This is a genomic window from Sinomonas atrocyanea (assembly GCF_001577305.1).
Lineage (GTDB): Bacteria > Actinomycetota > Actinomycetes > Actinomycetales > Micrococcaceae > Sinomonas > Sinomonas atrocyanea.
The window spans coordinates 24,845-49,959 of sequence record NZ_CP014519.1 but is presented as its reverse complement, the minus strand read 5'-3'; the positions used below and the strand labels follow the sequence as shown (position 1 = coordinate 49,959).

Below are 25,115 nucleotides of genomic sequence, written 5' to 3'. Positions count from 1 at the left end.
GCCCCTCGACCCTCTTGCCGGTCTTCCTGGCCACGCGGCCCCCTCCGATGTCGGCTGGCGTCTCCGCCCGCCACGCTAGCCAAAGGAGGGAAACAGGCCGTGTCACATGAACCACACCTGCAATGCCCGGAGCCTGTCGGCTGGGTTATGACAAGCTATCCGGGGTTATAGGAAAAACCCAATAGCTGCGGATAAGTCTGTACAGTGTCACTGTGGAACCGCAGCTGAACCCCTACAACCCCGGATCCGGCGTGCCTCCGCGCTTCCTCGCAGGCCGCGAGGCCGAGATCCGCGCCTTCGACCTCCTCGTCGCCCGGACAGAGCTGTCCATGCCGGCTCGGCCCATGGTGCTCAGCGGACTCCGCGGCGTGGGGAAGACCGTGCTGCTGAACCGGCTCAAGGGCATCGCCGACCACCACGGCTGGCTCACCCTCAAACTCGAGGGCCGGCCCGGGGAGGAGGGGGCGCGGGACATCCGCAAGGCGCTCGCCCGCGAGCTCCAGGTCGCCTCCCGGCGCTACGTGTCCCAGATCGGGGTGGGGCCGGTCAAGGCGCTCCTTCGGACCGTGACCTCCTTCAGCGCCACGATCGGGATCGAGGGGATCTCCCTCGGCGTGGACGTCGACCCGGCCCGGGCCAGGACCGGGCACATGGACATCGACCTGCAGGACGTCGTCGAAGACGTCGGGGCAGCTCTGCGCGGGCTGCGGAAGGGCTTCGCGGTGTTCATCGACGAGATGCAGGACGTCGACGACGAGCTCCTGGCTGCCCTCGTCACCGTCCAGCACCACGCCGTCCAGAACGAGCTCCCGTTCTTCGTCACCGGCGCCGGGCTGCCCAACCTCCCCGCGCGGCTCGCCGACGCCCGCAGCTACGCCGAACGGCTCTTCGACTACCGCCAGATCGGCAAGCTCGACCCTGACCAGGCCGCCGAATCCCTCACCGTCCCCGCCTCCCAGATGGGCCAGTCCTACAGCGACGACGCCCTCGCAGCCGTGCTGGAGGCCTCGGGCCGGTACCCGTACTTCATCCAGGAATTCGGATCCGCCATGTGGGAAGTCGCCACCACCAGCCCGTTCACCGGCGACGAAGCCCACGAGGCAGTCCGCATCGGCCAGCAGCGCCTCGACGCCGGCTTCTTCCCCTCCCGCTGGGACCGGGCCACCCCGCGCGAACGCGACTACATGAACGCCATGGCCGCCGACGGCGACGGCCCCTCCACCACCGGCGCCATCGCCGCACGCCTCGGCAAGAAGGTCACCAGCCTCGGACCCACCCGCGCCCAGCTCATCTCCAAAGGCCTCATCTACCCGCCCGAATACGGGCAGGTCGCCTTCACCGTCCCCGGCATGGCCGGCTTCATCGAACGCCAACACCAGGAACTCGACGAGCTCGGGTGATGCACGGGGCTTGAGACCGGCCCGTCAGGCCGTCAGCGTCGATAAATGTCAGAGGGTCCGATTATCTTCCGCCTATGGATCTCATCTCCGACCTCAACCAGTTCCTCCTCTGGTCTCAGACCCCCCTCGGAGCAGTGGCCGTCGGCAACCTCACGGCGGCAGCGGCCACCGGCACGGCCCTGGCCATCGTCGGTTCGATCAGGTCGATCCCACGTCGCTTCGAACGGTGGCTCGAGCGAAGGGCGGCACGGCTGTGAGGCGCGACCAGGCCCTGGCCTGTGTCACGTCAGGTGACCATCGTCAGGCGTCTCGGCGTCTGATCGCCTCGATGTAGGCCCGGCGAGCGGCGTCACTGCGGGAGCGATCATGCCGGGAGGCAATGGAGACGCCTCTGTCGTGCCGTGTCGGGCGGCCCTTCCACGCTTCGAGCATTGCCTTGCCGGCATCGGCCCGCGCGGCTGAGACCAGGGTTTCATAAGCAGCACCGATCTCTGGGTCTGCATGGATGTCGAGCAGGGCGCAGTAGTAGGACAGCCGCGATTGGATATCGCTGATGTGGGTTGTGATGCTCTGGCGTGCTGAAGCGGAGCCGTCCCGGCGGCGCACAAGATACGGCGCTTCCAAGTAGTCCTCGACTGTGCGCAGCGCTTCGCTGTAGATCTCTGCCCGTCGTTCCTTCCGGGCAGCCGCCTGCTGGATGCTGTAGCCGATGACGGCGACGATCGCAGCAAGGATCGCGGCGATGACAGTCGCAATACCGTCCCAGCTGATCGGCTCCATCACCGCTGTCGCGCCGACTGAAGGAAATGGCGTCGGAGTCGGAGTCACTGTGTCCTCCCTCGATAGCCGTGGGGCGCCTCCGGTGCCAGCCATCTCCCTCCCCGGTGACCTCCACTGTGGCGCCAGTAGGTTTCGAAGAAGAGGTGGTCGCCGGCAAGGTCGAGGAGCGCGAGCAGGCCGGCCTCTGCTGTCCAACGCCGCTCAGGGGGATCTCCCGGGTAGAACAGGCAGAGGCTGCCATCGGGCATGCGGTGGGGCGAGGCCAGCCCACTGTCTGCGAACACCCGCGGATAGTCCTGGGGCTCCAGTCCGTAGGTGTCGTACAGAGGGCTGGCCTCGAAGCGGATCTCAACTGGAACGGGCTCTTCGCGGCCGGGGATGTCGAGCCCTTCGTGCCGGTAGATGAGGTAGCCCGGATGTAGGTGAGCCGTGACGGTGTGACCGTAGTGACGCCGGGCATTGCGCTGGAACGGAAGCCTCCAGACCGGGTCAGCACCGTACCACGGGCGAACTATGCGCCCCATGAGCGGATGTTTCCACGGCTTCGGCCTGCTGACGAACCCGTTCCCGTCAGGAGGGCAGGAGCGCCGAAACTCTTGCTGTCCTTGCTCTTCTCGTCGAGGACCCGGCGTGCTTCCTCGCCCATCACGGCGGTCGCACTCGGACGCGGCATCACTTCGGGGTCGTTGAAGAACTTGGCGAGCTCATCGTGGGCGAGGACCGGGTAGCCGGCCTGCTCGTACTCGATAGCGCGGTCGAGGTTCTCCAGTGCGCGGGTGAGACGCCGGATAGCTTCCGTGCGCGTGCCGTTGAGTTTGATGGGCTTCGCCGCGACGCCCGCGGGGTCGGGTGTCTCTCCACGGGAGAGCTGGGCGATCGCGTGGTCAAACCATCCGCGCAATCCGGGAATCAGTGCAGTGGGGGCCACGATGCAGTCGAGCGCAAGTGCCTTGATATTCCAGGAACAGAGCAGCTTGCCGTTGCTGCGGTTCCAGTGCTTCAGCAGTCGCACTGTGCGCGCGAAACGTGCCTGTGTGGCCTTATTCGCGATGCTGATGAGTTCGGTGTGCTTCTCAGGGTGGGAGCGGTCCCAGCTGTCGAACCGAGGGATGTAGAGGCCCGCGCCGCCGGGGTTGTCGAGGGCGACGATCACGTCTGCGGTGAAGTCCGGTCGCCCTGGGGCGACCGGGTCGCGGAACCGCACGAGAAGGGAGCGCTTGCGGCCCTCGACCTCGACTGCGAGGTCACCGTACCGCCCTTTGAGCCCGTGGCGGATGGCCTCTGCCGCGCGCTCCTTGAGCGCTTTCGGTCCGCGCTTGCCCGGACCGTACTCGTGGTCGGGGTCAGGAATGACGACCCCGAGGTCGACGTCGGTGAGCGGCGTGAGCGCGTCGCCGTGGGCGATGCTGCCGTTGAGGTAGGTACGGCTGCCGGTGAATTCACGGCGAAGGGCAGCGCCGACTGCAGAGCGGCGCTCCCGTGCTTCGTCAAGTTCCTCGGCTGAAACCTCGATCCTGGACCGGGCCTCGTTGGCGAGGTGTTCCAGAGTGATGGTGGGGCTGATGACCGTCATGGCTGCGTTCTTCCTCGCCGGATTACTGAGGTGGTGTGACTCGCCGGCGCCGAGTTCCACGCGGAGCACCGCTTCGATGCTCCACCAGGGACAGACGACGTAATTCGCTTCGGCCGCCGCTGCCCATCTCAGGCGCAGTCCCGGCAGGGACCAGTCGCGCTGTCGAAGAGGTGGATCGGCTGCATCAGGTAGCAGGACGGACAGGCCCTTTCACGCAGCCGGAAGCTGCAGTTGCACTGGCCGCACTCAGGGCACAGCGGCACGCCGCACTGCCCACAGGGCGGGTCGAAGGTGCGGAACTCGTATCCGCAGGCGGCGTGCTCGCAGATCCTGAACACACCCTTGGGGCTGCTGTCCTTGCGGGGCAGGGAGAGCTTGCGCCAGGCTGCCCGCTCGCTCACCGAAACGACGACTGTCATACCGCCCAGGTCAGCGGCCTGCGCATAGAGTTCCTGCCCGCGGATTCCGTCGCGGTACAGGAACTCGGCCTCGCCCTCGACGGTGCGCCCTGGGGCGCGCAGTGCGGCCTTCACGATGCTGACCCGGGACTGGTCGCTGCCTCGACGAAGCGGGGGAAGTTCCCGCGAGGAGGAGAAGACCACGGTGCCGCTTTCGTCGAGCAGGGTCACATGGCCCGGGGTCTGGAGGGTCAAGGCCGCGCGCACGCAGACGGCTGCCCTGGAGACCTGTGGAGCAGCCCTCCATAGGGACAGCACGCTGGCCGCTGACGGTCCCTCGTCAGGGATGTGCAGTGCGACCAGTTCCTTGGGCAGCAAGATGGCGGAGGCGAAGCTGTCGCAAGCTGCATCTTCCAGTGTGACTCCCCCGTCAGGTTGCTGAACCAGGCCTTCCATGAGGCTGTAGACGCTTTGCTGGAGGTGGTGGCCGTACTCGTGAAGAGCCGTGAAAGCTCGTCGACCGCGGCTTGCGGATTCGGATATGACCAGAAGCGGCGGCGTGCCGTCGGTAAGGTATCCGCCCGCGACACTGCATCCGGAGGCTTCGATCTCCTGATCCGGGACTAGACGGAGACCGACGTCGTCTCGCGCTGCCAGGGTGCCTATGGCGTCATCGAATAGCTGTGGGCGGAGCAGCGGGTCGGAAGCATCGAGGTGTTCGAGCATGGCAGCCACCTGCTTGACCACCAGCCTCCTGGGGATGCCGGCTGGGGCGCGCTCACTGCTCATCGGAGTCCGCCGCGAAGATGGTGTCGAGCCGAAGGTCCCAGTTGGTGGCCTTACCGCCGGTCTGGCGGGCCGCCAGAGCCCACGTCTGGTACGCGAGATCCCGGTAGGCGGTGGGAGCGTCGATGCCGCGCTTGGCCGCATAGGCAAGGATCTGGTGAAGTCGTCGCGGGTTGTCCAAGCAGCCGACGAGATCTGGTGGGGGCACAGGATTTCTGGTCAAGAGCTCTTCTGCAGACGCCCCCATCACAGGCGCAAGCCTTTTGGCCTCCTCGAGGGCGAGGGGCATCCGGCCCCGCCAGATCGCCAATGCCTTCTGTGGTGTCGTTCCGAGCAGGTCTGCGACCTCCCGGACTTCAAGGCCAGCCCGTTGCATGGTCCGGCTCAGTTCGCCTGACCCGTCCTCGTACCATCGGGCAGCGGAGAGTTCTTCCATGGCATCTTCGAGCAGTGCCCGGTACATGCGCACCTGCTCGGGGGCGGAGGGGTCTGCGCCGGCTGCTGTCTGCCCGGCGGCCAGGGCTGCCGCGGTGTCATGGTCCAGCTGGCCGGCGAAGCGGTCGAGGACGACGGCGGGCAGAGTTGTTGCCAGGCCAGCCCACGCGGTTACAGGAACGCCGAGTGGGTTGGCCTCGGCGCTGATGCAGGTGGTTGTTGCATCGGCGTAGTCGGGGTCCAACGACAGCGGCAGCGCAGTGATCCGGTGATCGGCCCCGATGATGGCGACGAGCTGCACGTGGCGGTTCCACCGTGCACGCCAGATCTGCCCGGCGGCCACATCCGGCGGGACTCCTGTCCATGCTCTACGGACCGGTCCGGGAACTGTGACTCCTGAGGCTGCTTCCTCGAGCCTGGACTTCGCCTGTGGGGCGTTGCGGGTCACGTCTGCTCCTCTCCAAGGGACCGTGGGGACGGTCCCACTTGGGACAGACGACGTGAGTCGGAGCCGTCCGCGGCGATCGCGCCCAATCGCAGAACGATTGCCTCGCGGTCTTCGTCATCGATGGTCGCCATCCTGAGCCGGTCGACCAAGGCGTCGCTCAAGGCCTGTGTTGCTGCACGCCCCAGACTGGTCGCGGCGCGCCGCTCCTCCAGGCTCTGCCCGAGAACGGGCAGGAGCTTCCGTTCCTCTGCGCTCAGTGCTGCCCAGAGCTGCTCAGCCCGCTCCTGAACGCCGAGGTCTTCTCCCGAGTCGCTGTCGACGCTGACCAAGGCAGCTGCCGCTGCGTTGGCTGAGCCGTCGGGCATCTCGACGAAGACGGGCGGTGCCAGAAGTGCGAACCGCCGTTCGACAACTTTGGCAAGGTCCTCATCACGGACCGAGCCGTCCGCATGGTCGATCACTCCATGGCACACCGAGGTAAGAGCGATGACTGTGCGCCGAGGCGTACGGCCAGCCGTGTTCCAGCTCAGAATCTGATGCCCCCGGACACGGGCCGCTGCCTCGTGCAGCTCGTCAAGGTCCCCTTGCCACAGGCCCATTGCACGGTGCAGTAGTGCCCAGGCAAGGATGCTCCCCACATCGTGCGGCCGGACAAAGCGGCTGTCGTCTGCAAGGAGGTTGTCCAGCCGGCGACGGAGCTTGCCGCGCTCGGTTCCCTTGGCCTGATCGACGAGGAAGTTCCGAACCGATGCCACGAGCATCCGCTCCAACGACGCTTGGTCGGTCGCTTGCAGGTAGCAGCCGAGCACGAAGACCTGGCCACGCTTGGAATCCTTCGCGAACATGTCCGCGAGGAGATCGTCCACGGCTTCGCGGCTCCAGCTCCTGTATTCCTCCGGTGGAGGAAAGGGCGACGTACGCGTCACCTGCGCACCGAGCTGACGCAGCAGCGCAATCGTCTCGGGACCGCCCGCATCGCCGCGCCGGCCAATTTCATCGAACGCGCTCATGAAAGTCCTGCCCCCCATCCCCATCAGAATTCTCGCAGGCCGGTGCAACCGGCATTGATACGACACACGGGCTGTCGCCTTCCTCAGGCGGCGGCGGGCGGCCCCGGCGCTCGGACGACAGGTGAGGCGGTCTGCAGAAACCCTCGAGCACCAAAGGTCGCGCGGTCAATTCAGCACCGGCGCCGTACGACGGCCCAGTACAGGACCCGCTGCGGAGCACTGAAGCGGCCGATGAGACTACCGCCTCCCCGTCACACTCAGCAGCGGACAGCATGCTCTCCCGAGCGGTTCCTGTGACTTACTTGTGAAGATCAGTCGGGTGGTTTACTTTTCAGTCATTCACTTGTTCTGGCGGCTCATTGGGGAATGATGATCCGCCCGCCTTGGGGGAAGGCCCTTTTTCATGGTCTCGTTCAACGTGGCTCGTTCGCGCCCATTTTCTGCTCTGACTGCCGTTATCGGCACCGCCGTTCTGATGCTGGGCCAGCTCGGCGTCACGGGAGCAGGCGCGGCGTCGGCCTCTTCTTCCGCCGCGGTCTCGTCCACAACGGCGTCGTCTGATGCAGCCCCGGAGGCGGTCGCGCTGTCCCGGGCGAAGAAGAGCGGGGCCGCTGTCCGGGTCGACGCCCTCACCACTGAGACCAGGATCGTGGACGCGAGTCCGGACGGCACCCTGACCGCCACCGTGTCCTCGGTCCCGGTCCGGATGCGCTCGGGCGCAGGGTGGTCGGACATCGACCTGAATCTCGCCGACGACGGCACGGAGGTCCGGCCGAGAATGGCCCCCCTCGATGTGCGGTTCGGCCGAGGCGGCGACGCACGGATGAGCACGGTCGGGGACCGGAAGGGCCACAGCGTCGAGCAGTCGTGGCCCTACGGGAAGTTGCCGGCCCCGATCCTGTCGGGGGACCAGGCCACGTATCCCGACGTCCTCCCGGGAGTGGACCTCGTCCAGATCGCGGGACGCGACCGGATGGGCCAGGTATTCAAGGTCAAGACCGCAGCGGCCCTCGCCGATCCCCGTCTGAAGGACCTGCGCGTCCAGCTGCGGGCGACCGGAGCGGCCCTCGAGCCCCACGGCGCCGGCGGTGTCGCCGCCCGAGGGACCGACACCGGAACCGTAGAACTGTCGGCGTCGAAGGGCGCCTGGTGGGATTCCGCCTACCCGGACACGGATGCCGCAGATCCTGGCGGCCCGGGCGTGTCCCACCCGTTCGACCTCGGACTGGCCGCCCACGGGCAAGGCGCCTTCTCCACCGGGATCGCGTCGGCGGTAGGCGATCCGAAGGGACTGTCGTTCCCGCTCTACATCGACCCCGACTTCACCAACTCCCGCAGGGACTACCTCTACGTCGACTCCGCGTTCCCGACCACCTCCTACTGGAACGGGCAGTACACCGACGGGAAGGTCAACCTCGGGTTCCTGCCGGCCGCATGGGACACCACGTACGGCGTCAACCACAGCGCCCAGGGCTTCTACCAGTTCGACTCCTCAGCGAGCCTCGGGGCAGTGATCCTCGCGGCCCGGTTCAACGTCACGGACGTCTGGTCGTCCTCCTGCACCCCGACGATGGTGCGTGCATTCGTCACCTACGGCGTCACTCCCTCCACCACGTGGAACAACCGGCCTGGGAAGATCCAGCAGCTGGATGCGAAGTCGTTCGCCAACGGCAACTCTGCCAGCTGCCCCGCAGCCACAGTCGGGTTCGACATGATGGCTGCCAAGGACAAGCTGCCGACCACGGGCCAGTGGACAGTCGGCCTCTACGCGGACAACGACAACTGGGACCAGCTGACCTGGAAGCGGTTCGACAACGGCGCCACCATCACCGTCCAGTACGGTCACCCGCCGACCACGCCCAAGGTCACCGCAGTCAGCGCATGCAACACGTACTGCACCAGCGACACCGCAGCCGGGAAGAGCGGCTACACCCGCACCGCCGGGCCCGTGTTCACCGTCAGCGGCTCCGATGTGGACGTCAACGATGGCTGGATCACCGCTTGGATGTCCGTGACCAAGGAAGGCGAATCGAGCGCGCGCTGGTGGATGGCCGCGGGCCAGCCGATATGGCTCTCCCCCAGCGCAGGGTCGGGATCCTGGGGATACGGGTCTACAGGGCAGGGAACGAACCAGCCGCTGCCGGACGGCCACTACAAATTCTCGGTCACACTCGTCGACCAGCAGGGCCTCGTCTCGGGCAGCACCGACTACTGGTTCTGGGTCGACACCGCTCCCCCTCCCGTACCGCAGATCACTGCCCCGACGGAGCTGTCCACAGGAACCGACGGCAGCGGCGTCGTCGGATCGACCTCGTACAAGTTCACCATCACTGAACCCGCCGGGTACGCGGTGAAGGGATTCGTCTACGCAGTCACGGACTCGAAGTCCGACCCGGGCGCACCCGACGCAGCCATGTCCTGCAATACGGCCAAGAACGCATTCGTGATGGTGTGCCCGAACAAGAACAGCACCACAATGAACGTCGCGGCCATCGACGTATCCACCACGCTGAGGGTCTGGGCGCTCGACGCCGCCGGGAACATCAGCAGCTGCACCGCCGCCGCCTGCCCGACGGGCCCGAACAGGTCCGCGGCCGGATCGGTGGCCTTCTCAGTCGGCAAGACCGCCACGGCCCCGACGAAGGCCATGAACGTCACCGACTCCACGACGGGGGCGGCAAGGACCGGAATGACCGTCGGCTTCGACGGCCTCAGCGGACCCTGCGCGACGGAACCGGCCAGCACTGACGCACCCGAGGGCTTCAGCTTCAGCGGCGGATACAGCTCCGGCACCGGCGGAGCGGCCGTGAACCCGTCCCAGTCCTTCACCGCCTCGGTATGGGCCTGCCCTTCCGGGACCGGCCCCTCGACTGTCCTCGCACAGACCGACAGCTCAGGGAACAGCCAGCTGCGCCTCGGCCTCGCCGCCGACGGGCACTGGGCCCTGACCACCCGCGCCGGGAGCGGGACCGAGACGACGGTCGAAGGGACAGGAACCGCCACAGCAGGGCAGTGGGCATTCGTCAACGCCCAGTACGACCTCATCAATGCCCAGATGCGCATCACCGTCGCCTCCGGGAACAGCCGCGACACCTGGGTCGTGGCGGCCGCCAACCCGCCCTCGGCACCCGGCCCCGGCACCCAGGTCTACCTCGGCAAGGCAGCCCCCGGCTCCGCCCAGTCCTACACCGGCCTAATCACCCGTCCCGTGCTGACCCAAGCCGTCCTGACCGCACAGCAGGTCCAGGACCTCTGGACGAGCGCAGTCGGCAGCACCAGCCAGGTCCTCTACTAGCAGCGGCAGAACCCGAGGAAAACACATGTCGAGGAAGTCCCGCACGTTCCTGGCCACCGCGGTCGCTGCGTCCATCGCAGTGCTGACCGCCTCCGCCACACCGCCTGCACTGGCCGTCGCCGCGCCATTCCACGCCCCGCCCATGTGGCAGTCGCCCGCCATCCCGGCGGTCCCGGCGGCCCCTGTCCAGGGCACGCTAGACCCGCTGACGAGCCCCTCGGCTCCAGGCACCCAGGCCACCGTCGCCGGGCCCTCCCCCGCCACCGTGCCCCACATCGAAGGCGGACACGGATCCGCCCGGGTACCCGCCGCGGCCCCTCCGGCCAACAGCTCCGGATCCGGAGACTTCGCCGTCCTCCCCGGCAGCAGCACCGGCTCCTGGGGCGTGACAGGGCAGACCGGCGGGTTCACCTGGTCCTACCCCCTCCAGGTGCGGAACGCCCCGGCGGGCCCGACTCCGCAGCTGGCGCTCTCCTACGACTCGACCCGCGTCGACGGACTGACCTCAGCGACGAACAACCAGGCCTCCGTCGTCGGCGACGGATGGGGACTGGCCGGAGCCGGCCGCGTCACCCAGCGCTTCACCCCCTGCACCGACCAGGGAATCTCCGGCTCCTACGACCTGTGCGGCAACCAGGGAGGGCAGCGCGTCTCCGTCAGCTTCGGCGGCCGGTCCTCAGAACTGGTCAAGGACGCAGCCACCGGCACCTGGCACCTCGCCAACGACGACGGGACCCGCGTCGAATACCTCACCGGCTCCACCAACGGAACCTTCGACGGAGGGTACTGGAAGCTCACCGACCCTGCCGGCGTCCAGTATTTCTTCGGCATGAACAGGCTGCCCGGCTGGAGCGCGGGCAACGCCACCACCAACTCCGCGGACACCGTCCCCGTCGGGGCCGCCGACCCCTCACAGCCCTGCGCGGCGGCATCGTTCGCCGCCTCACTCTGCCAGCAGGCCTACGGCTGGAACCTCGACTACGTGCTCGACCCCTCCGGGAACACCCAGGCGTTCTACTACGCCCAGGACACGAACTACTACAAGGCCCAGAACGGGACGGGATCGATCCTGCCGTACGTGCGCGCCTCCCGCCTGAACAAGGTCGACTACGGCATGCGCTCCGGGGCCGAGCTCACAGCACAGGCACCCCTGCATGTACTGTTCACCTACGACGGCCGCTGCACCGGGGTGGACTGCTCCAAGGGCAACGACATACCCACCGGGCTCTCATGCCCGGCCGCAGGGCCCTGCACCGTCTACTCCCCCACCTTCTACACCGACCAGAGGCTCACCGCCGTCCAAGCGGAGACCCTCGTCGGCGCCTCCTACCAGGGCGCCGACAAATGGACCCTCGCCCACTCGATGCCCGACCCCGGCGACGGCACGAAGCCAGCCCTGTGGCTGGGATCTCTCACGCACTCGGGCATCGACACCAGCACCGGCGGGTCCGCGCTCACCGACCCGGCCACCGTGTTCTCCGGCCAGACACTGCAGAACCGAGTCTGGGTCTACGACGGAGTTGCACCGCTGAACCGCTTCCGCCTCACAGGCATCAAGTCACCGACCGGCGCCACCACCGGAGTCTCCTACTACGGCGCCGACTGCACCCCGTCGTCCCTGCCGGCCTCCCCCCAGTCCAACACCCGCCGCTGCTTCCCGCAGTGGTGGACCCCCACCACCCCCATCGTGCAGGCAGCGCGCATGGACTGGTTCCACGTCTACCCCGTCCAGGCCGTCACCATGGACGCAGGACCCGGCGGCGCCGGCTCCCTCACCCAGACCACCACCTACACCTACATCGGCAACCCCGCCTGGAAGTATCCCGAACCGCACTACCGCACCGACCCCGCCAGCTCGAAGATGACCTGGTCCGTCCTGGCCGGATGGTCCCAGGTGAAGGCAGCGACCGCCGGATCCACGGTGACCACCGTCTATCTGCGAGGACTCGACGGAACCCCCTCAGACACCGCTGGCGGCACCAACGCATCGACGGTGACCGCCTCCGACGGCACCATCGTCACCGACTCGCCCTGGTTCGCTGGACGCATCCTCGAGACCCAGACCACCCTCGGCAGCGGAGGTTCCCTGCTCAAGGCCACCGCCACCCTCCCCTGGGCCTCGGCCCCCACCGCCACCGGCGCCGCTTCCCTCGGCGGCCCCACCGCCCGCCACACCGGCACAGGCAGGATCTGGACCAAGTCCGCCGTCGCCGCCGGCTGGAGGACCACCAGCACGACCACCGTCTTCGACGCCCTCGGCCGTCCCAAGGCCGCCTCCGACCAAGGAGACACGGGCACCGCCGCGGACGACATCTGCACCACGACCGACTACGCCACCGGCACAGCCAAGAACCTCCTCACCCTGCCTGCGGCGACCAGCGTCTACGCCAACGCCTGCAACACCGACGGCACCCCCGCCGGGAACCTGCTCAAGTCCGCCCAGACCATGTACGACGGCGCCACCTCGGCCCTTCCCGGAACCAACGGCTACGCCGAGCCCACCCGCGGCCTGGCCACCGCGACCCGCGCAGCCTCAGCCGTCTCCGGCAGCGCAGCCACAGCCTGGCAGTCCGGCCCCGCCATCGCCTACGACGCCCTCGGGCGGCCCACCACCTCCACGGACACCACCACCGGCACCGCCAGGACCACCACCACCGCCTATACCCCGGCCACGGGGCCGGCCACGTCCACGACCAGCACCAACGCCCTCGGATGGACCAGCACCGTCACCTACGACGCAGTGCGGGGCAACACCCTCAAGACCACCGACCCCAACGGCTCCGTCACCGAGAACACCTACGACGCCTCCGGCCGGACCACAGCTGCCTGGGATCCCCTGCGGCCAAGGGCGACCAACGCAACACCCACCACCGCCACCACCTACACGATCTCCCAGACAACCCCGTCCTGGATCAGGACCACCCGGGTCAACAACAGCAGCGGCACCACCGACACCTACACCATCTACGACGGACTCGGCCGCCCCCGCCAGACCCAGACCCCCTCCCTCACCGGAGGCACCGTCGCCACCGACACCTTCTACAACGCCTCAGGCGCCAAAGCCAGCCAGCGCAACCCCTACTACGTGTCCTCCAACCCCGACGGGACCCTGATCCTGCCCACCCTCGCGGTGCCCTCCTCCACCCTGTATGACTACGACCCCGCCGGGCGCATCACCCGCACCCGGAACATGGCCTGGGACAACCAGCTCACCTCCGAGACCGACGTCTCCTACACCGGCACCGACACCACCACGACCACAGGAACCGGCACCACCGCCGCAGCCACAGCCACCACCGACGCCGCCGGCCGCCTCACCGCCAAGACCACCTGGCACGGAACCAGCCCCACAGGCGCCGCCGACACCACTCGCTACTCCTACGACCGGCTCGGCACCATGAACCAGATGACCGACCCGGCCGGCAACGCCTGGACCTGGACCACCGACCCCCTCGGCCGCGAGACCTCCCGCACGGACCCCGACACCGGCACCACCGCCACGGCCTACGACACCTCCGGCCGCAAGGCCACCACCACCGACGCCGCCGGGACCGTCACCTCCTACACCTACGACACCCTCGACCGCGTCACCAACACCTCCACAGCACTGGCAGGACAGCAGGCCAAGACCCTCACCACCACCACCTGGGACACCGAGAAGAAGGGCCAGCCCGCCTCCTCCACCCGCTACAACGGGCCCAACCAAGACCAGGCCGTCACCACCGACTACTCCTCCTACAACGCCGCCTACCAGCCCGGCGACATCAAGCTCACCCTCCCCGCCGCCTTCGGAACCCTCGCCGCCACCTACGACACCACCATCAAGTACGGCGCAGCCGGCCTGCCCACCATCAGCTACGTCCCCGCCGCAGGACCCCTGCCCCGCGAGGGCATCCAGAACACCTACAACGCCCTCGACCTGCCCTCCGGGCTCATCTCCCAGTACAACGTCCGCTACGCCACCAACGTCGGCTACAACAACCTCAACGCCATGGGCGGCTACGACCAGAACGACACCTCCACTGGAACCGCCGGCGCCGACACCATGGGCGCCACCACCGTCCAGTACACCTGGGACGCCACCACCGGCAACCTCACCACCGCCCAAGCCTGGAACAGCGCCAAGGGCACCACCACCGACCTCGGCAAGACCGACTACTCCTACGACCCCACCGGCCGGCTCACCTCCACCACCACCGCCTACCCCACCCGCACCAGCCCACCCCCGGCAGACCGCCAGTGCTACACCTACGACTGGGCCAACCGCCTCTCCCAGGTCTGGGCCACCTCCGCCGCCGACTGCACCGGCGGCTTCAGCCCCACCAAAATTGGCGGCCCCGCCCCCTACGCCCAGGCCTACGAGTACAACGCCACCAGCGACCGTTCAAAGGCCACCCGCTACAACGCCGACGGCACCATCGCCGCCACCGAGGACTACACCTACGGAAACGGCGGCCCCCACAGACTCACCAGCATCAAGCGCACCACAGGCTCCACCACCACAACCGACGCCTTCGGCTACGACCCCGCCGGACGCATGACCAACCGCGCCGGCCAGGCCCTCGCCTACACCCCCGACGGCAAGATCGCCACCGCCACCGGCACCAGCACCATCCCCGCCAACCCCAACCCCGCCGCCCCCACCGGCTCGCCCAAGACCGCAGGCACCGACAAGACCGGAACCCGCTACTACACCGCAGACGGCACCCTCGCCGGCATCACCGACGGGACCGGAACCACCGCCCTCATCGGCAGCACCACCGTCTACGCCCCCACCACCGGGCCCACCACAGCCACCCGCAGCTTCACCTTCGCCGGCAGGACAGTTGCCCAGCGGACCGCCACCACCGCCGCAACCGGCTCCGCCACCGCCTTCATCACCGCAGACCCCCTCAACACCGCCCTGACCATCACCGGACCCACCACCGGCGGCGGCACCAACCCCATCCCGACCACAACCCGCCGCACAGACCCCTACGGCCTCACCCGCGGCCCCACCATGACCGGCACAGGGAACCAAGCACTCACCGCAGCACCCGCCGCAGCCACAGGCCCCGGAACCAACGGAGCCAACCCCGCCGCGTTCTCCGCAGCCACCGGCTACCTCGGCGGCACCGCCGACACCGCCACCGGCCTCACCCACCTCGGCGCCCGCGACTACGACCCCGTCCTCGGCGCCTTCACCGCCCCGGACCCCGTCCTCGACCTCAAAGACGCCCGCAATTACTCCCCCTACGCCTACGCCAACAACGAACCCGTCAACACCTCCGACCCCACCGGCCTCTGGATCGGCCTCGCCCTCGCCGACGACGGCATGAGCTGGCACTCCCCCACCGCCAACGTCACCCCAGGCCAATGGCACCCCGCCCCCGTCTACCCCGAATACCTCAACCCCTTCCACCCCCTCCGCACCTACAACCCCGGCACCTACGTCAACAACTCCTACGCCGGCACCTACTACCCACCCGCCCCCGCCTACACAGCCCCACCGCCACCACCAGCCCCCGGAAACACCCACACCGTCTCCGCACAGCGAACCACCACGCCCGCCCCCGACCCCTACCTCGCCCAGCACAAATACGAAATCGCAGCCACAGCCCTCGCCCTCGTCGCCGGCGCAGCACTCTGCGCCGCCACCGCAGGCCTCGGCTGCCTCATCGGCGCAGCCGTCCTCGGCGGAGCCCTCACCACCACCGGCTACGCAGCAGACACCAACTGGACCGCCCCACCCGACGACCTCGCCACCCACTTCCTCGAGGACACCGCCTGGGGCCTCGCCGGCGGGGCCGCAGGCAAAGCTGTCGGCACGATAGCAGGAAGACTCGGCGGTGCTGCCAGAGGAACATCTGCCCTCGGCCGTGACGCCGCCGAGTCCTGTCTCAACAGCTTCACTTCAGACACCCCCGTTCTCATGGAGGACGGCACACGTAAACCCATCGCCGAAGTGAGGGTCGGCGACCGCGTCATAGCCACCGACCCCGAAAAGGGAACTACCGCTGCAGAGGACGTCCAAGCACTCATACGCCACAGCGGGCCCCACGACATGGTCGACATCACTCTCGTCGACGGCTCCACACTCCACTCCACAGACGGACATCCGATCTGGAACGCCACCACCAAGACGTTCACCGACGCATCCGACCTCAAAATCGGAGAACAAATCCAAACCACCGGCGGCGCTCTCCTCCCTATCGCGGGGCTCAAGCGATACAAGGCGGAGCTAACCGCATACAACCTCCAGATCGACAAGATCCACACCTATTACGCCGGCGAAACGCCGATTCTGGTTCACAACTCGTGCTCGCTATACCAGAAACTTGGGCCAGATGGCGAACATCTAAAGTACGGCATCAGCAACAATCCATCAACCCGATATACCGCCGCACAGTTGAATGGCGGAAGCCTCAAAATTTTGGCCACTGGTGAGCGAAGAGATATGCTCGCCCTAGAGCGAGATCTCCACTCCACCCTGCCTATTGGCCCGGAGGAGGGCCAGTCCATCTATGTTCAGATTCAAATCAAAAAGGGCCTGCTGCCTCCCCCGTACTAAGGGATAAAATGTACTACCTAACGTTGCAATGGGATGTAAATTCACCAACAGATCTCGATATCTTGATTGATATGGAAGATCGGTTAATTGATGAAGGGTTAGGCTCTGCGGAGGTCGACGGCCACGATATTGGCGCCGAGGAGATGAATATCTACATCACTACGGCAAATCCACAGGAGACGTTTAGACGTGTCCAGGAGATTCTTCACGACCGGCCTCGCGGAAACGACCTTCGAGCCGCCTACCGTGATCTGAACGGAGCTGAATACATAGTTCTATGGCCTAAGGGACTTGACTCATTTTCGGTCACTTGATGAACCTCAGGATGCCATGTGGCAGAGGAGTACCACGTCGCTCCGGCGACATTACACTCGGCCGTCACCTGATACCAACAACTCTCCGCGGCGGCGTGAACGGCCACGGAGGAGCCCCGAACCTGGCAGCGGCCTTGTAAACACCTCGTCCGTCACCCCATCGGACCTCACAGAGCTGGCCACTTATCAGGAACGTGATTTGAGCATGAAGGTAAAGTGCGTGCCATGCGAATCCAACCGTCTTGTGACAAGCGATAATTCAGCTTTCTACGCCACAGATAACTATATGAGCTTCAATCGAACCAGGTGACACGATGGGTTCTGCAGAACGATCGAGCGGCGTCTCTCCTCCATTCCTCATGTTCATGGCTGGAATCGAAGGACGTGGCTACAGAGCACTGGGCTGGTTGGACTCTGGCCTGGCGGTTCGTCCTGCACCTTTCCACGTGGTTCTGCAGGGGCAGAGTGAGGGTGACTTCGATGGCTGGACAAAGGCCGGAGCGAAGCTTCACCCGCTTGCCTAAGGCGGCCCACTGTCATCGTCGTATCCGGACCTTCGTCTCGTAATAGGTTCCTTTGGTGAGCGCTCGGCCCTGCAACCCGAAGGGGCTTGGATGGGTGCCCGGGCCTGCCCTATTGCTGGGTGCGGAGGGTGCTGTAGGCGAATTCGACGAGGTAGTCGTTGAGGGCGTGGGAGGCCTTCTCTGCGGCGTCGGCGTCGCGAGCCAGGACGTGGCGCAGGATGGCGAGGTGCAGCTGGGCGCCGCGAGCCATCTCCCCCTGCTCGTCGCGCACGTGGGCGAGCCAGAAGCGCCGGGAGAGCCCTTGGAGCGGCGCCATCGCGTCGGCGAGGTACTCGTTGTGGCTGGCTTCCACGATCATCTGGTGCGTGTCCTTGACCGTTTCGGCGTACTCGGCGAGGGAGAGCCTGTCTGCCTGGAGCAGGTCCACCATGGCCTGCATCCGGGCATGGTCCCCCCGGCCGGCGTTCTGGCAGGCGAGTCGGACGGCAAGAGCCTCCAGTACCCGCCGCAGCTCGAGCATGCGCAGCTGCGCCTCGACCGAGGCCGGCGGGACCAGGACGCCCTTGTTCGGATGGATCTCCACCATGCGGTTGCGGGCCAGCTGCTGGAGCGCCTCCCGCACCGGCGTGCGGCCCAGCCCCGTCTTCTCCATCAGCACGGCCTCGGACACGAGCGAGCCCGGCGGGAGCTCTTGGAGGACGATGAGCCGCTCGATCTCCTCGTAGGCGTGAGCGGCCTTGCCTTGCTGCATCATGCGTCCACTCTAGCGGGAACCCTTGTGCAACCGGTATATCGGTCGCATACTGGTGTAGCCCAGTTCACACCCACCCTTCCCACCCCAATAGATCCGAGGTCTGCAATGGCGAAGACCGCCACCGTCGAACGGCGTTCGATCGACTTCATCCCACCGGAGGAACGGCACGGTTCACCGCGGAGCCTGATGTTCGTCTGGTTCGCGGCCAACACCTCCATCACCGCCGTGGTCACCGGCGCCCTGTTCGTCATCCTGGGCAACAGCGCGCTCTGGTCCATCCCTGCCATCATCATCGGCAACGCGGTGGGCGGCTTCTTCACCGCCCTGCACTCCGCGCAGGGGCCCAAGCTCGGGGTGCCGCAGATGATCCAGAGCCGGGCCCAGTTCGGCTACTTCGGCGCGATCCTGCCCTTGGTCCTCGCGCTGATGATCTATGTGGGCTTCTACGCCACCGGCCTCGTCCTCGGCGGGCAGGCCATCGGGACGCTCTTCCACGTCCCGGCCCAGATAGGCGCGATGGTCTTCGCGCTCATGTCCACCGCCTTGGCGATCGTCGGCTACCGCTGGATCCACAGGTTCTCCCACGTCGCCGCGGTGCTCAGCGCCGTCGTGTTCGTGATCCTCCTGGTCCGCATCATCTCGGATGGGAACATCCGCGCAGTCGCCGAAACGCCGGCGTTCGACGGCGCCGCCTTCGTCCTGGGCATCTCCCTCTCGGCCTCCTGGCAGCTGACCTTCGGCCCGTACATCGCCGACTACTCCCGCTACCTGCCCGAGAGCACCCCCAAGAAGGCCACAATCGGGTGGACCTTCCTCGGCAGCGTCCTCGGCGGCTCCCTCGCCATGACCCTCGGCGCCCTCGCCGCCGCCCTGGGCGGGAAGGCCTTCGGCCACGACCAGGTCGGCTACCTCGCCGGACTCGGAGGCGCTATCTGGCCGCTCGTCCTGCTCGCGGTCATCCTCGGCAAGCTCACCGGCAACACCCTCTCCTCCTACGGCGGGTACATGTCCCTGGCCACCATCGTCACCTCCCTCGCGGGAAAGGACCGCGTCGGGACCCGGGCCCGCTCGGCCTACGTCATCGTGATCTCGGCCGTCTCTCTGGGCATCGCCCTCGCGGCCAGCAGCAACTTCCTGGTCAACTTCACCGACTTCCTGCTGTTCCTGCTCTACTTCATGACCCCGTGGTCCGCGATCAACCTCGTCGACTACTACTGGGTCCGGAAGGAGCGGTACCGGATCTCGGAGCTGTTCAAGCGCGACGGCGAGTACGGACGCTTCAACAAGGGCGCGTTCATCGCCTACGCCGTCGGCGTCCTCATCCAGATCCCGTTCATGAACAGCTCGCTCTACGTCGGCCCGATCGCGGACCTGCTCGGGGGCGCCGAGATCGCCTGGATCATCGGGCTCGTCGTTGCCGGCGGCCTCTACTACCTCTCATCCCGCGCCGTACGGCTCCAGACGGCCGACACCGTCCGTGCCCACAGCGCGAGCCAGCACACCCAGAACCCGGCGCCCGCCGCCGCCGCCCTCGAGGAGACCCTGTGAAGTACGACCCGTCCACCGAACGCGCCCCCCTGCAGTACTCGCCCTTCAAGAGCTGCACCGTCCCGCGACCCATCGGGTGGCTCTCGAGCGTGAGCCCGGACGGCGTGGAGAACCTCGCCCCCTACAGCCAGTGGCAGAACCTGACCTTCGACCCGCCCATGGTGATGTTCAGCGCCAACCAGTACCCGGACGGTCGCCGCAAGGACACAGTGCTCAACGCCGAGCAGACCGGCTGGTTCGTGTGGAACATGGCCACCTACGACCTCCGCGAGGCAGTCAATATCTCCGCGATGGCCCTGCCGTTCCAGGAGAGCGAGTTCGACCGCGCCGGCGTCACCAAGCGCTACGCCGAGCTCTCCCCCACGCCCATGGTGGCCGAGAGCCCGGTCCACTTCGAATGCCGGTACCTCTCGACCCACCGGATGACCGGCAACTCCAACGTCGGCACCATCGACATCGTCTTCGCCCAGGTCGAAAGGATCCACATCAACGACGACGTCATCACAGTGGACGGCCGCCTCGACATCGAGAAGATCCGCCCCCTGGCACGCATGGGATACCACGACTACACGTCCATCACCGAGACCTTCGAGATGAACGTCCCAGAGGCCTCAGAGGCCGAGTCGTACGGACTCACAGGCCATCCCGCCTGAAATCCCGGAGACCCGCGGCCCCTGCTCTCCCCCCTGGGCAGGGGCCGCGGCCCGTCCAGCTCTTGCCCGCCAAGATGTCTGCGGACTCAGCACCCCTCGCGTCATGGTTCCTTTAACGAGACGGGCATGCGGGCGGTCCTGCCTGCGGCACTCTCGGTCCATGCAGGCGGTCGCCCCGCCCCGGCTTTTGGGGGGCGGTCGAGACGGGGCGCCGAGTGCCAGCTCCCCATCCCGAAGGCGGCAGGCCAGCACACTTCGAAGGTAGGGCCGGCGCGTGAAGCCAGCCAGAGGCCTTCGGCCCCCTGGAGATGGATACCGGCACCGCTCGGAGCCCCTAGCATCGGTCGATCAAATCCCCATCCCCTCCACTCTCCGAGCTTGCTGGACCTTCGATGAAGTCCCGAGCCAAGCAAGTCTCAGCAATGTGTCCCGCTCAGCCGGTCTCGGAACAGAGCGGTGCCAAACCTTTGATGGGACAGGTCTTGCATGGCATGCGTTTCGAGACATAGAGGTTTCGAAACGCCAGTTGCCGGATCCTGAGAAGGAGTCGGCTGCCGCCCGTATGGTGTCCTTCGCCGAACTGGTGCAGCGCAGCTGCGTCGAGCAGTTTCCTGCGGTCAGAGGTGCGCCCGATACCCGAGTCCAGCGAGCTCCCTTCCAAGGTCAATTTTCCAATTATCTTTGTCGATGTAGACCAGTCCGTTGATATCACCAGGAAGTTCTACCCCGAAGTTTAGAACAATGACATTTTCGCGTTTGAGTTTGCCGTAGAAGTATCCGAGTTCGAACACGACATTTTGACGAGCCCGCTCTGCAAGATCGCTCGTCGGCGTGCGTTTGGCCCGCGCTTCGTCGTCCGGTGTCATGAGGACGATCGCACATGCTGCGTCCTTCGAGTATGACTCGAACTTCTCAATCAGCGTGTGGCCCTTGTTGAGCTGCTTCATAAGGATGATGGGCTTCACCCCGGTCAATTCGTGAACCCAATCAGATACACTAAGCACTGCCATTTCATCGTGGCCGTGCACCAAGAAAATTTCCTTGGGAGGAATCTTGGTAGTTCCAGCTTTAAGAATCTCCGCCTTCTCCTGAGCCGTTACTTGAACCCCTAGCGTCGGATGTGCCTGAGCAAGTTGCCCTGGCTGCCAAGCCGGGTTCGGCCTCGTTCGCAGTGACGGCATTGCGACAGTTTCTTTCCCATCATCTACCAGCTCGAAATCCTCATTCAGAAGATACCCTGCTGACTCGATGGCTTTGCGAAGGCGGACACCAGCGCCCGTGTTCTCCAATCGGCCTTGCGAGTACCGTCCGTTTGAGAATTCCCGGAGGGCTTCGAGCAGTCCGCGCATGAGGATATAGGCTTGGCCGTCGTCTGCGGCCATGAAAGCATCTACAATTTTTCGCTCCTTGCTAACATCCGGCGTAGGGGTGAGACCGGCCGCAGCAATCTTCCGGTCGATAACTGTATGCCTTGGGCCCTCACCTCCAGTCCAAAACTCTGCAAAAGCGTCTACAAGGGAGGGGCCTAGATTCCGGCCCGACTGCGCGGCCTCAGATGCGGGAAACATCTCATAATTATTCATGACCCGTCCCGACTTGCACAGGAACCGGTTGCGGCGTGTGGAGGAGTTGGCCGTCGAGCCCGAGATCGGACTGCATGCCGGCGTCGCGAGAGGCGCAGTGACCTCCTGGCACGACCGGTCGCCGTTGGTGCCGATCGCGGGCCTGACGGGTGAGAGCTGTGGGGGCCTCGTGCACGCGAAGGCAACGTCCGGTAGCGGCCCTCGGGGGATATCTCGGGAGCCTCGCGCCCTTCCCTTCGAGGAGCTACGGAGGCGCCCTCTGATTCCCATTTGCTGCCCGATCGCAAAATGCCCAGTGAAGGCGCGCTAAGCGCTACGCTCCGGACCGTCTTGGAACCCATCGAGATACTAAGGCGCTGGTAGCGTTCCGAGGGCGGGAACCGCACATACGGTCCTCCGCCCTCGGCGGGTGCTTCGATTAGCCTCAAGCGAGGACGTTAATCCTCAGGCGGCGCGCCAGTGGTCTGGATTCCCCTTGTCCGTATTCCGCACCCGGGCGACGAGCGGACGGTGACCGAGCTGCCTCGCAGCGTTGATCGCCTGCTGCTGCGTGGGATATTCCCTTCCGGTGACACTTGCCCCATGCGCGTACTCAAGCGCATAACTGGTGGCCGCTGCCGAACTTCCCTTCGGCAACGGCTCGACGAACACATTGGACATTGTGATGCTGCTCCTCCCCAGTGGAGGCACCTCGTACAGGTGCCAGAAAGGTTCTACCACGGGGCTGCTCGATGACGAAGAGGCCAGACCAGACATCGAAACCCGACGACGGAAACGTGCCTTCATCTGACGGGTGGGGTTCCTCGTCGTCGTACTTCCCCATCAGCTAGGGGTGCCCTTACCAATGGAGAAAATCAGGCGCCTAATCGGCCAGGTACCGCCACCAACAGGAACTCGTCCTGCTCCCTCAACTCCAGCGACACCGGAGTCCACCACCCCCAGATACTGCGCAGCAAACCGCACATGCTCGGTGTGGTCTTGGACAATCGCCCTCCGAGCGGATCGCCGCAGCGCCAACTCCGAGCTCTGGCCCGTCGCCGCACTCGTTGACGGCGAGGACGCTATGTCGGGTCCGGCGCCAACCCGAGCCACGTCAGGGTGCACAGAGCCCGAGTCATGCCGAGTACGCCGCTCCCTCAAGCTTCCAGAGAATCCTCCGGCGTATCAAGAGAGTCCTCGGAACTATCACTGCTCTCGCCCAAAATTTTACCGCCGACAAAAACCACCCCGAGGGCGAGTGCGGCACCAGCCCCCAACAGTACCTTCTTAAGAACCGCATCCAAGAACTTCTTGTTTTCACTGTCCTTTTGGAACTCCAGCCTTCCAGTCTGCTGGATTTGCTCAATCAGGAACTTCTTCTCCTCCCAGCTCAGGCCCTCCTTGTTGAGTTCCCCCCGCAAGATTTCCCTGATTTCTTGAAAGGCTCGATGAACGTGTTCTTGGCTTTGTTTGTTTGCTGCGAGCGTAGACTCGTGCCGTTTCTCCATCGCGTCAACAGCGTCCATGGCGAACTTCGTGAATTCAGGGAACTGCTCGATGATCTTTAGCGCCACTTCCGTATCCATGTCGGGCATCATGGCTGCGAACTTGATCATCTTGCCCTTGGAGAGATTCCTCCATGACTTGATTCCAAGCGCCTTCTTGATCTCATCTTCATCGTCGTATCGCATGCCGTGATCATCCATCGCGCTGTCGGTAACGCCAAATCCTGGCAGCGACCGACCAATGACAGTTGACGAGTGATAAGGCAGGGGCCGTGGCCAGCAAGCCGGTTAGCCAGCGTGGGTCGATCCCAGCGTCCTTGGGTGGCAGCGCCTTTCTACGTGTGGCTGGTCTCCGCGCGAAGGACTGCTCCTTTGCACGGAGACCTGGCTGGTGCGGATGTTGAAAGTCTGAACTCCCCAGTCCCAAGACTCCTAGCGTCTCGTATCCCTGAGGATATGAGACGTCTCGCCGGCCAACCTCCCCCGCGGAAGCAATGCGCCTGTTTCCCGCGGAAGCCCACGAGACTGCCGGCCAATGGTGATTCTCATAACTATGTCTTGCAACCTCGTGGTTGAATCGATGTGTTCATCGTCGGTTACGAGACACATCGGAGCAGTCCATGACGAAGCTGATCGGCTACGCACGCGTTTCGACCCGGCAACAGTCCACCGACCGGCAGCAGGCAGACCTCCTGGCCGCCGGTGTCCGCCGCGACGACCTCTACATTGACCAGGGCGTGTCCGGGGCCAGGGCATCGCGTCCCCAATTCGACCGGGCGCTCGAAGCGCTCATCGAGGGCGACACCCTCGTCATCACAACACTGGACCGGCTCGGGCGATCCACCCAGAACATGCTCGCCTTCGCCGACGCGCTGCGCGCCCGTGGTGCTGGCCTGCGCGTGCTGAACCTCGGAGGCGGCGACGTCGACACCAAGACACCCATGGGGTCGATGCTGTTCACGATCATGGCCGCCCTCGCCCAGATGGAGCACGAGATCAAACGCGAACGCATCATCGACTCCGTCAGCAAGCGGCGGCAAGCCGGCAAGGACCTCGGCGGTCGACCACGCCGGATCACCGACAGCCAGATCAGGAACGCCATCCGCTTGGTCGAAGGCGGGGAGCCAGCCGCGCAAGTCGCCCGCGACCTCGGAATGTCCCGGGCCACTTTCTACAGGCGATCGCAAGCACTCAAGGGCTAGCGACAGCGAGCGATCACAGGAACACCGCCAAAGAGCGGCCAAATCCAGAGATTCCCTTGAATATCAATGAAAGGTCGAGGCCCTGAATGTCGCGAGCATGACTGCGTGGAGCGGGCTAGGCAGCCTGGTGGACAGTATTCCGGTACTCGCGGCGGCGTCAGAACAGCTGGGAGAGAGCCTCAGCGACGGCGGCTCCAACCATGGTGGAGACTGCGGCGAACATAAGGGCGATGACCGAGGCGATGGCCTTCTCGGGACCGGACCGCGTCTCTGTGCCCGTCCTGCCGGTCTCCTCGATGATGTCCATGCTCTCCTGTTTCCCGTTCTGCGGCTCTTCGCGGTTCGTCGGGAAACGGGTTCGTGGCGTAGAGCGTGAAG

The 25,115-nt window shown here is 65.8% G+C and carries 19 protein-coding genes; 9 read left to right on the top strand and 10 right to left on the bottom strand.

Annotation, left to right across the window (positions count from 1 at the left end):
* Positions 1-212: 212 nt before the first annotated feature.
* A complete protein-coding gene (locus SA2016_RS20435; RefSeq protein WP_066503116.1) occupies positions 213-1,400 on the top strand; it encodes an ATP-binding protein in 1,188 nt (395 codons plus the stop codon).
* Positions 1,401-1,474: 74 nt separating this feature from the next.
* Complete coding sequence (locus SA2016_RS20430) at positions 1,475-1,657, top strand: hypothetical protein (protein ID WP_066503113.1); 183 nt, start codon at positions 1,475-1,477, stop codon at positions 1,655-1,657.
* A 43-nt stretch (positions 1,658-1,700) separates the two neighbouring features.
* On the opposite strand, the gene SA2016_RS20425 is transcribed toward SA2016_RS20430, so the two are convergent.
* Complete coding sequence (locus SA2016_RS20425) at positions 1,701-2,180, bottom strand: hypothetical protein (RefSeq protein ID WP_141305551.1); 480 nt, start codon at positions 2,178-2,180, stop codon at positions 1,701-1,703.
* Positions 2,181-2,323: 143 nt separating this feature from the next.
* Between SA2016_RS20425 and SA2016_RS21675 the strand changes: the two genes are divergently transcribed.
* The gene (locus SA2016_RS21675) at positions 2,324-2,602 is read left to right on the top strand and encodes a hypothetical protein (protein WP_066503107.1); all 279 of its coding nucleotides are present in this window, start codon (positions 2,324-2,326) and stop codon (positions 2,600-2,602) included.
* Positions 2,603-2,691: 89 nt separating this feature from the next.
* On the opposite strand, the gene SA2016_RS20415 is transcribed toward SA2016_RS21675, so the two are convergent.
* From SA2016_RS20415 to SA2016_RS20400, 4 genes are all read right to left on the bottom strand, one after another.
* A complete protein-coding gene (locus SA2016_RS20415; RefSeq protein WP_066503105.1) occupies positions 2,692-3,753 on the bottom strand; it encodes a nucleotidyltransferase domain-containing protein in 1,062 nt (353 codons plus the stop codon).
* A 128-nt stretch (positions 3,754-3,881) separates the two neighbouring features.
* Positions 3,882-4,898, bottom strand: coding sequence for an ImmA/IrrE family metallo-endopeptidase (locus SA2016_RS20410; RefSeq protein ID WP_066503103.1), 1,017 nt, complete (start codon positions 4,896-4,898; stop codon positions 3,882-3,884).
* A gap of 31 nt (positions 4,899-4,929) precedes the next feature.
* Entirely contained in the window at positions 4,930-5,673 is a 744-nt protein-coding gene (locus tag SA2016_RS21865; protein WP_066503101.1) for a helix-turn-helix domain-containing protein, read from the bottom strand.
* A gap of 143 nt (positions 5,674-5,816) precedes the next feature.
* Positions 5,817-6,830 carry a hypothetical protein gene (locus SA2016_RS20400; RefSeq protein ID WP_066503200.1) on the bottom strand — a complete coding sequence of 338 codons (1,014 nt, stop codon included), beginning with the start codon at positions 6,828-6,830 and terminating at the stop codon, positions 5,817-5,819.
* A gap of 475 nt (positions 6,831-7,305) precedes the next feature.
* On the opposite strand from SA2016_RS20400, the gene SA2016_RS20395 reads away from it, so the two are divergent.
* The 3 genes from SA2016_RS20395 (at position 7,306) to SA2016_RS21670 (ending at position 16,989) form a co-directional block, all read left to right on the top strand.
* Positions 7,306-10,125, top strand: a complete 2,820-nt coding sequence (locus SA2016_RS20395; protein WP_066503099.1) for a LamG-like jellyroll fold domain-containing protein — start codon at positions 7,306-7,308, stop codon at positions 10,123-10,125.
* 25 nt (positions 10,126-10,150) lie between these two features.
* Positions 10,151-16,675 carry an RHS repeat-associated core domain-containing protein gene (locus SA2016_RS22545; RefSeq protein WP_066503097.1) on the top strand — a complete coding sequence of 2,175 codons (6,525 nt, stop codon included), beginning with the start codon at positions 10,151-10,153 and terminating at the stop codon, positions 16,673-16,675.
* A gap of 71 nt (positions 16,676-16,746) precedes the next feature.
* Positions 16,747-16,989 (top strand): ABC transporter, encoded by a 243-nt coding sequence (locus SA2016_RS21670; protein ID WP_169803111.1) that lies wholly within the window; start codon positions 16,747-16,749, stop codon positions 16,987-16,989.
* 633 nt (positions 16,990-17,622) lie between these two features.
* Here SA2016_RS21670 and SA2016_RS20385 read toward each other — a convergent pair.
* Positions 17,623-18,267 carry a GntR family transcriptional regulator gene (locus SA2016_RS20385; RefSeq protein WP_066503095.1) on the bottom strand — a complete coding sequence of 215 codons (645 nt, stop codon included), beginning with the start codon at positions 18,265-18,267 and terminating at the stop codon, positions 17,623-17,625.
* 105 nt (positions 18,268-18,372) lie between these two features.
* On the opposite strand from SA2016_RS20385, the gene SA2016_RS20380 reads away from it, so the two are divergent.
* Both SA2016_RS20380 and SA2016_RS20375 read left to right on the top strand, forming a co-directional pair.
* A complete protein-coding gene (locus tag SA2016_RS20380) occupies positions 18,373-19,815 on the top strand; it encodes a purine-cytosine permease family protein (RefSeq protein ID WP_066503092.1) in 1,443 nt (480 codons plus the stop codon).
* A complete protein-coding gene (locus SA2016_RS20375) occupies positions 19,812-20,468 on the top strand; it encodes a flavin reductase family protein (protein WP_066503088.1) in 657 nt (218 codons plus the stop codon). The genes SA2016_RS20380 and SA2016_RS20375 overlap by 4 nt, the downstream gene beginning before the upstream one ends.
* 617 nt (positions 20,469-21,085) lie before the next feature.
* Here the strand turns inward: SA2016_RS20375 and SA2016_RS21170 are convergent.
* The 3 genes from SA2016_RS21170 to SA2016_RS20370 form a co-directional block, all read right to left on the bottom strand.
* Positions 21,086-22,036, bottom strand: a complete 951-nt coding sequence (locus SA2016_RS21170; RefSeq protein ID WP_169803110.1) for a TIR domain-containing protein — start codon at positions 22,034-22,036, stop codon at positions 21,086-21,088.
* Between the two features lie 459 nt (positions 22,037-22,495).
* Positions 22,496-22,711 (bottom strand): hypothetical protein, encoded by a 216-nt coding sequence (locus SA2016_RS21165; RefSeq protein ID WP_084249848.1) that lies wholly within the window; start codon positions 22,709-22,711, stop codon positions 22,496-22,498.
* 476 nt (positions 22,712-23,187) lie between these two features.
* Positions 23,188-23,721: a hypothetical protein gene (locus SA2016_RS20370; protein ID WP_066503197.1), complete on the bottom strand. Its 534-nt coding sequence runs from the start codon at positions 23,719-23,721 to the stop codon at positions 23,188-23,190.
* Between the two features lie 434 nt (positions 23,722-24,155).
* Between SA2016_RS20370 and SA2016_RS20365 the strand changes: the two genes are divergently transcribed.
* Positions 24,156-24,737 (top strand): recombinase family protein, encoded by a 582-nt coding sequence (locus tag SA2016_RS20365; protein ID WP_066503081.1) that lies wholly within the window; start codon positions 24,156-24,158, stop codon positions 24,735-24,737.
* 157 nt (positions 24,738-24,894) lie between these two features.
* Here SA2016_RS20365 and SA2016_RS21665 read toward each other — a convergent pair whose 3' ends face one another.
* Positions 24,895-25,044, bottom strand: coding sequence for a hypothetical protein (locus SA2016_RS21665; protein ID WP_157089158.1), 150 nt, complete (start codon positions 25,042-25,044; stop codon positions 24,895-24,897).
* Positions 25,045-25,115: the final 71 nt, after the last annotated feature.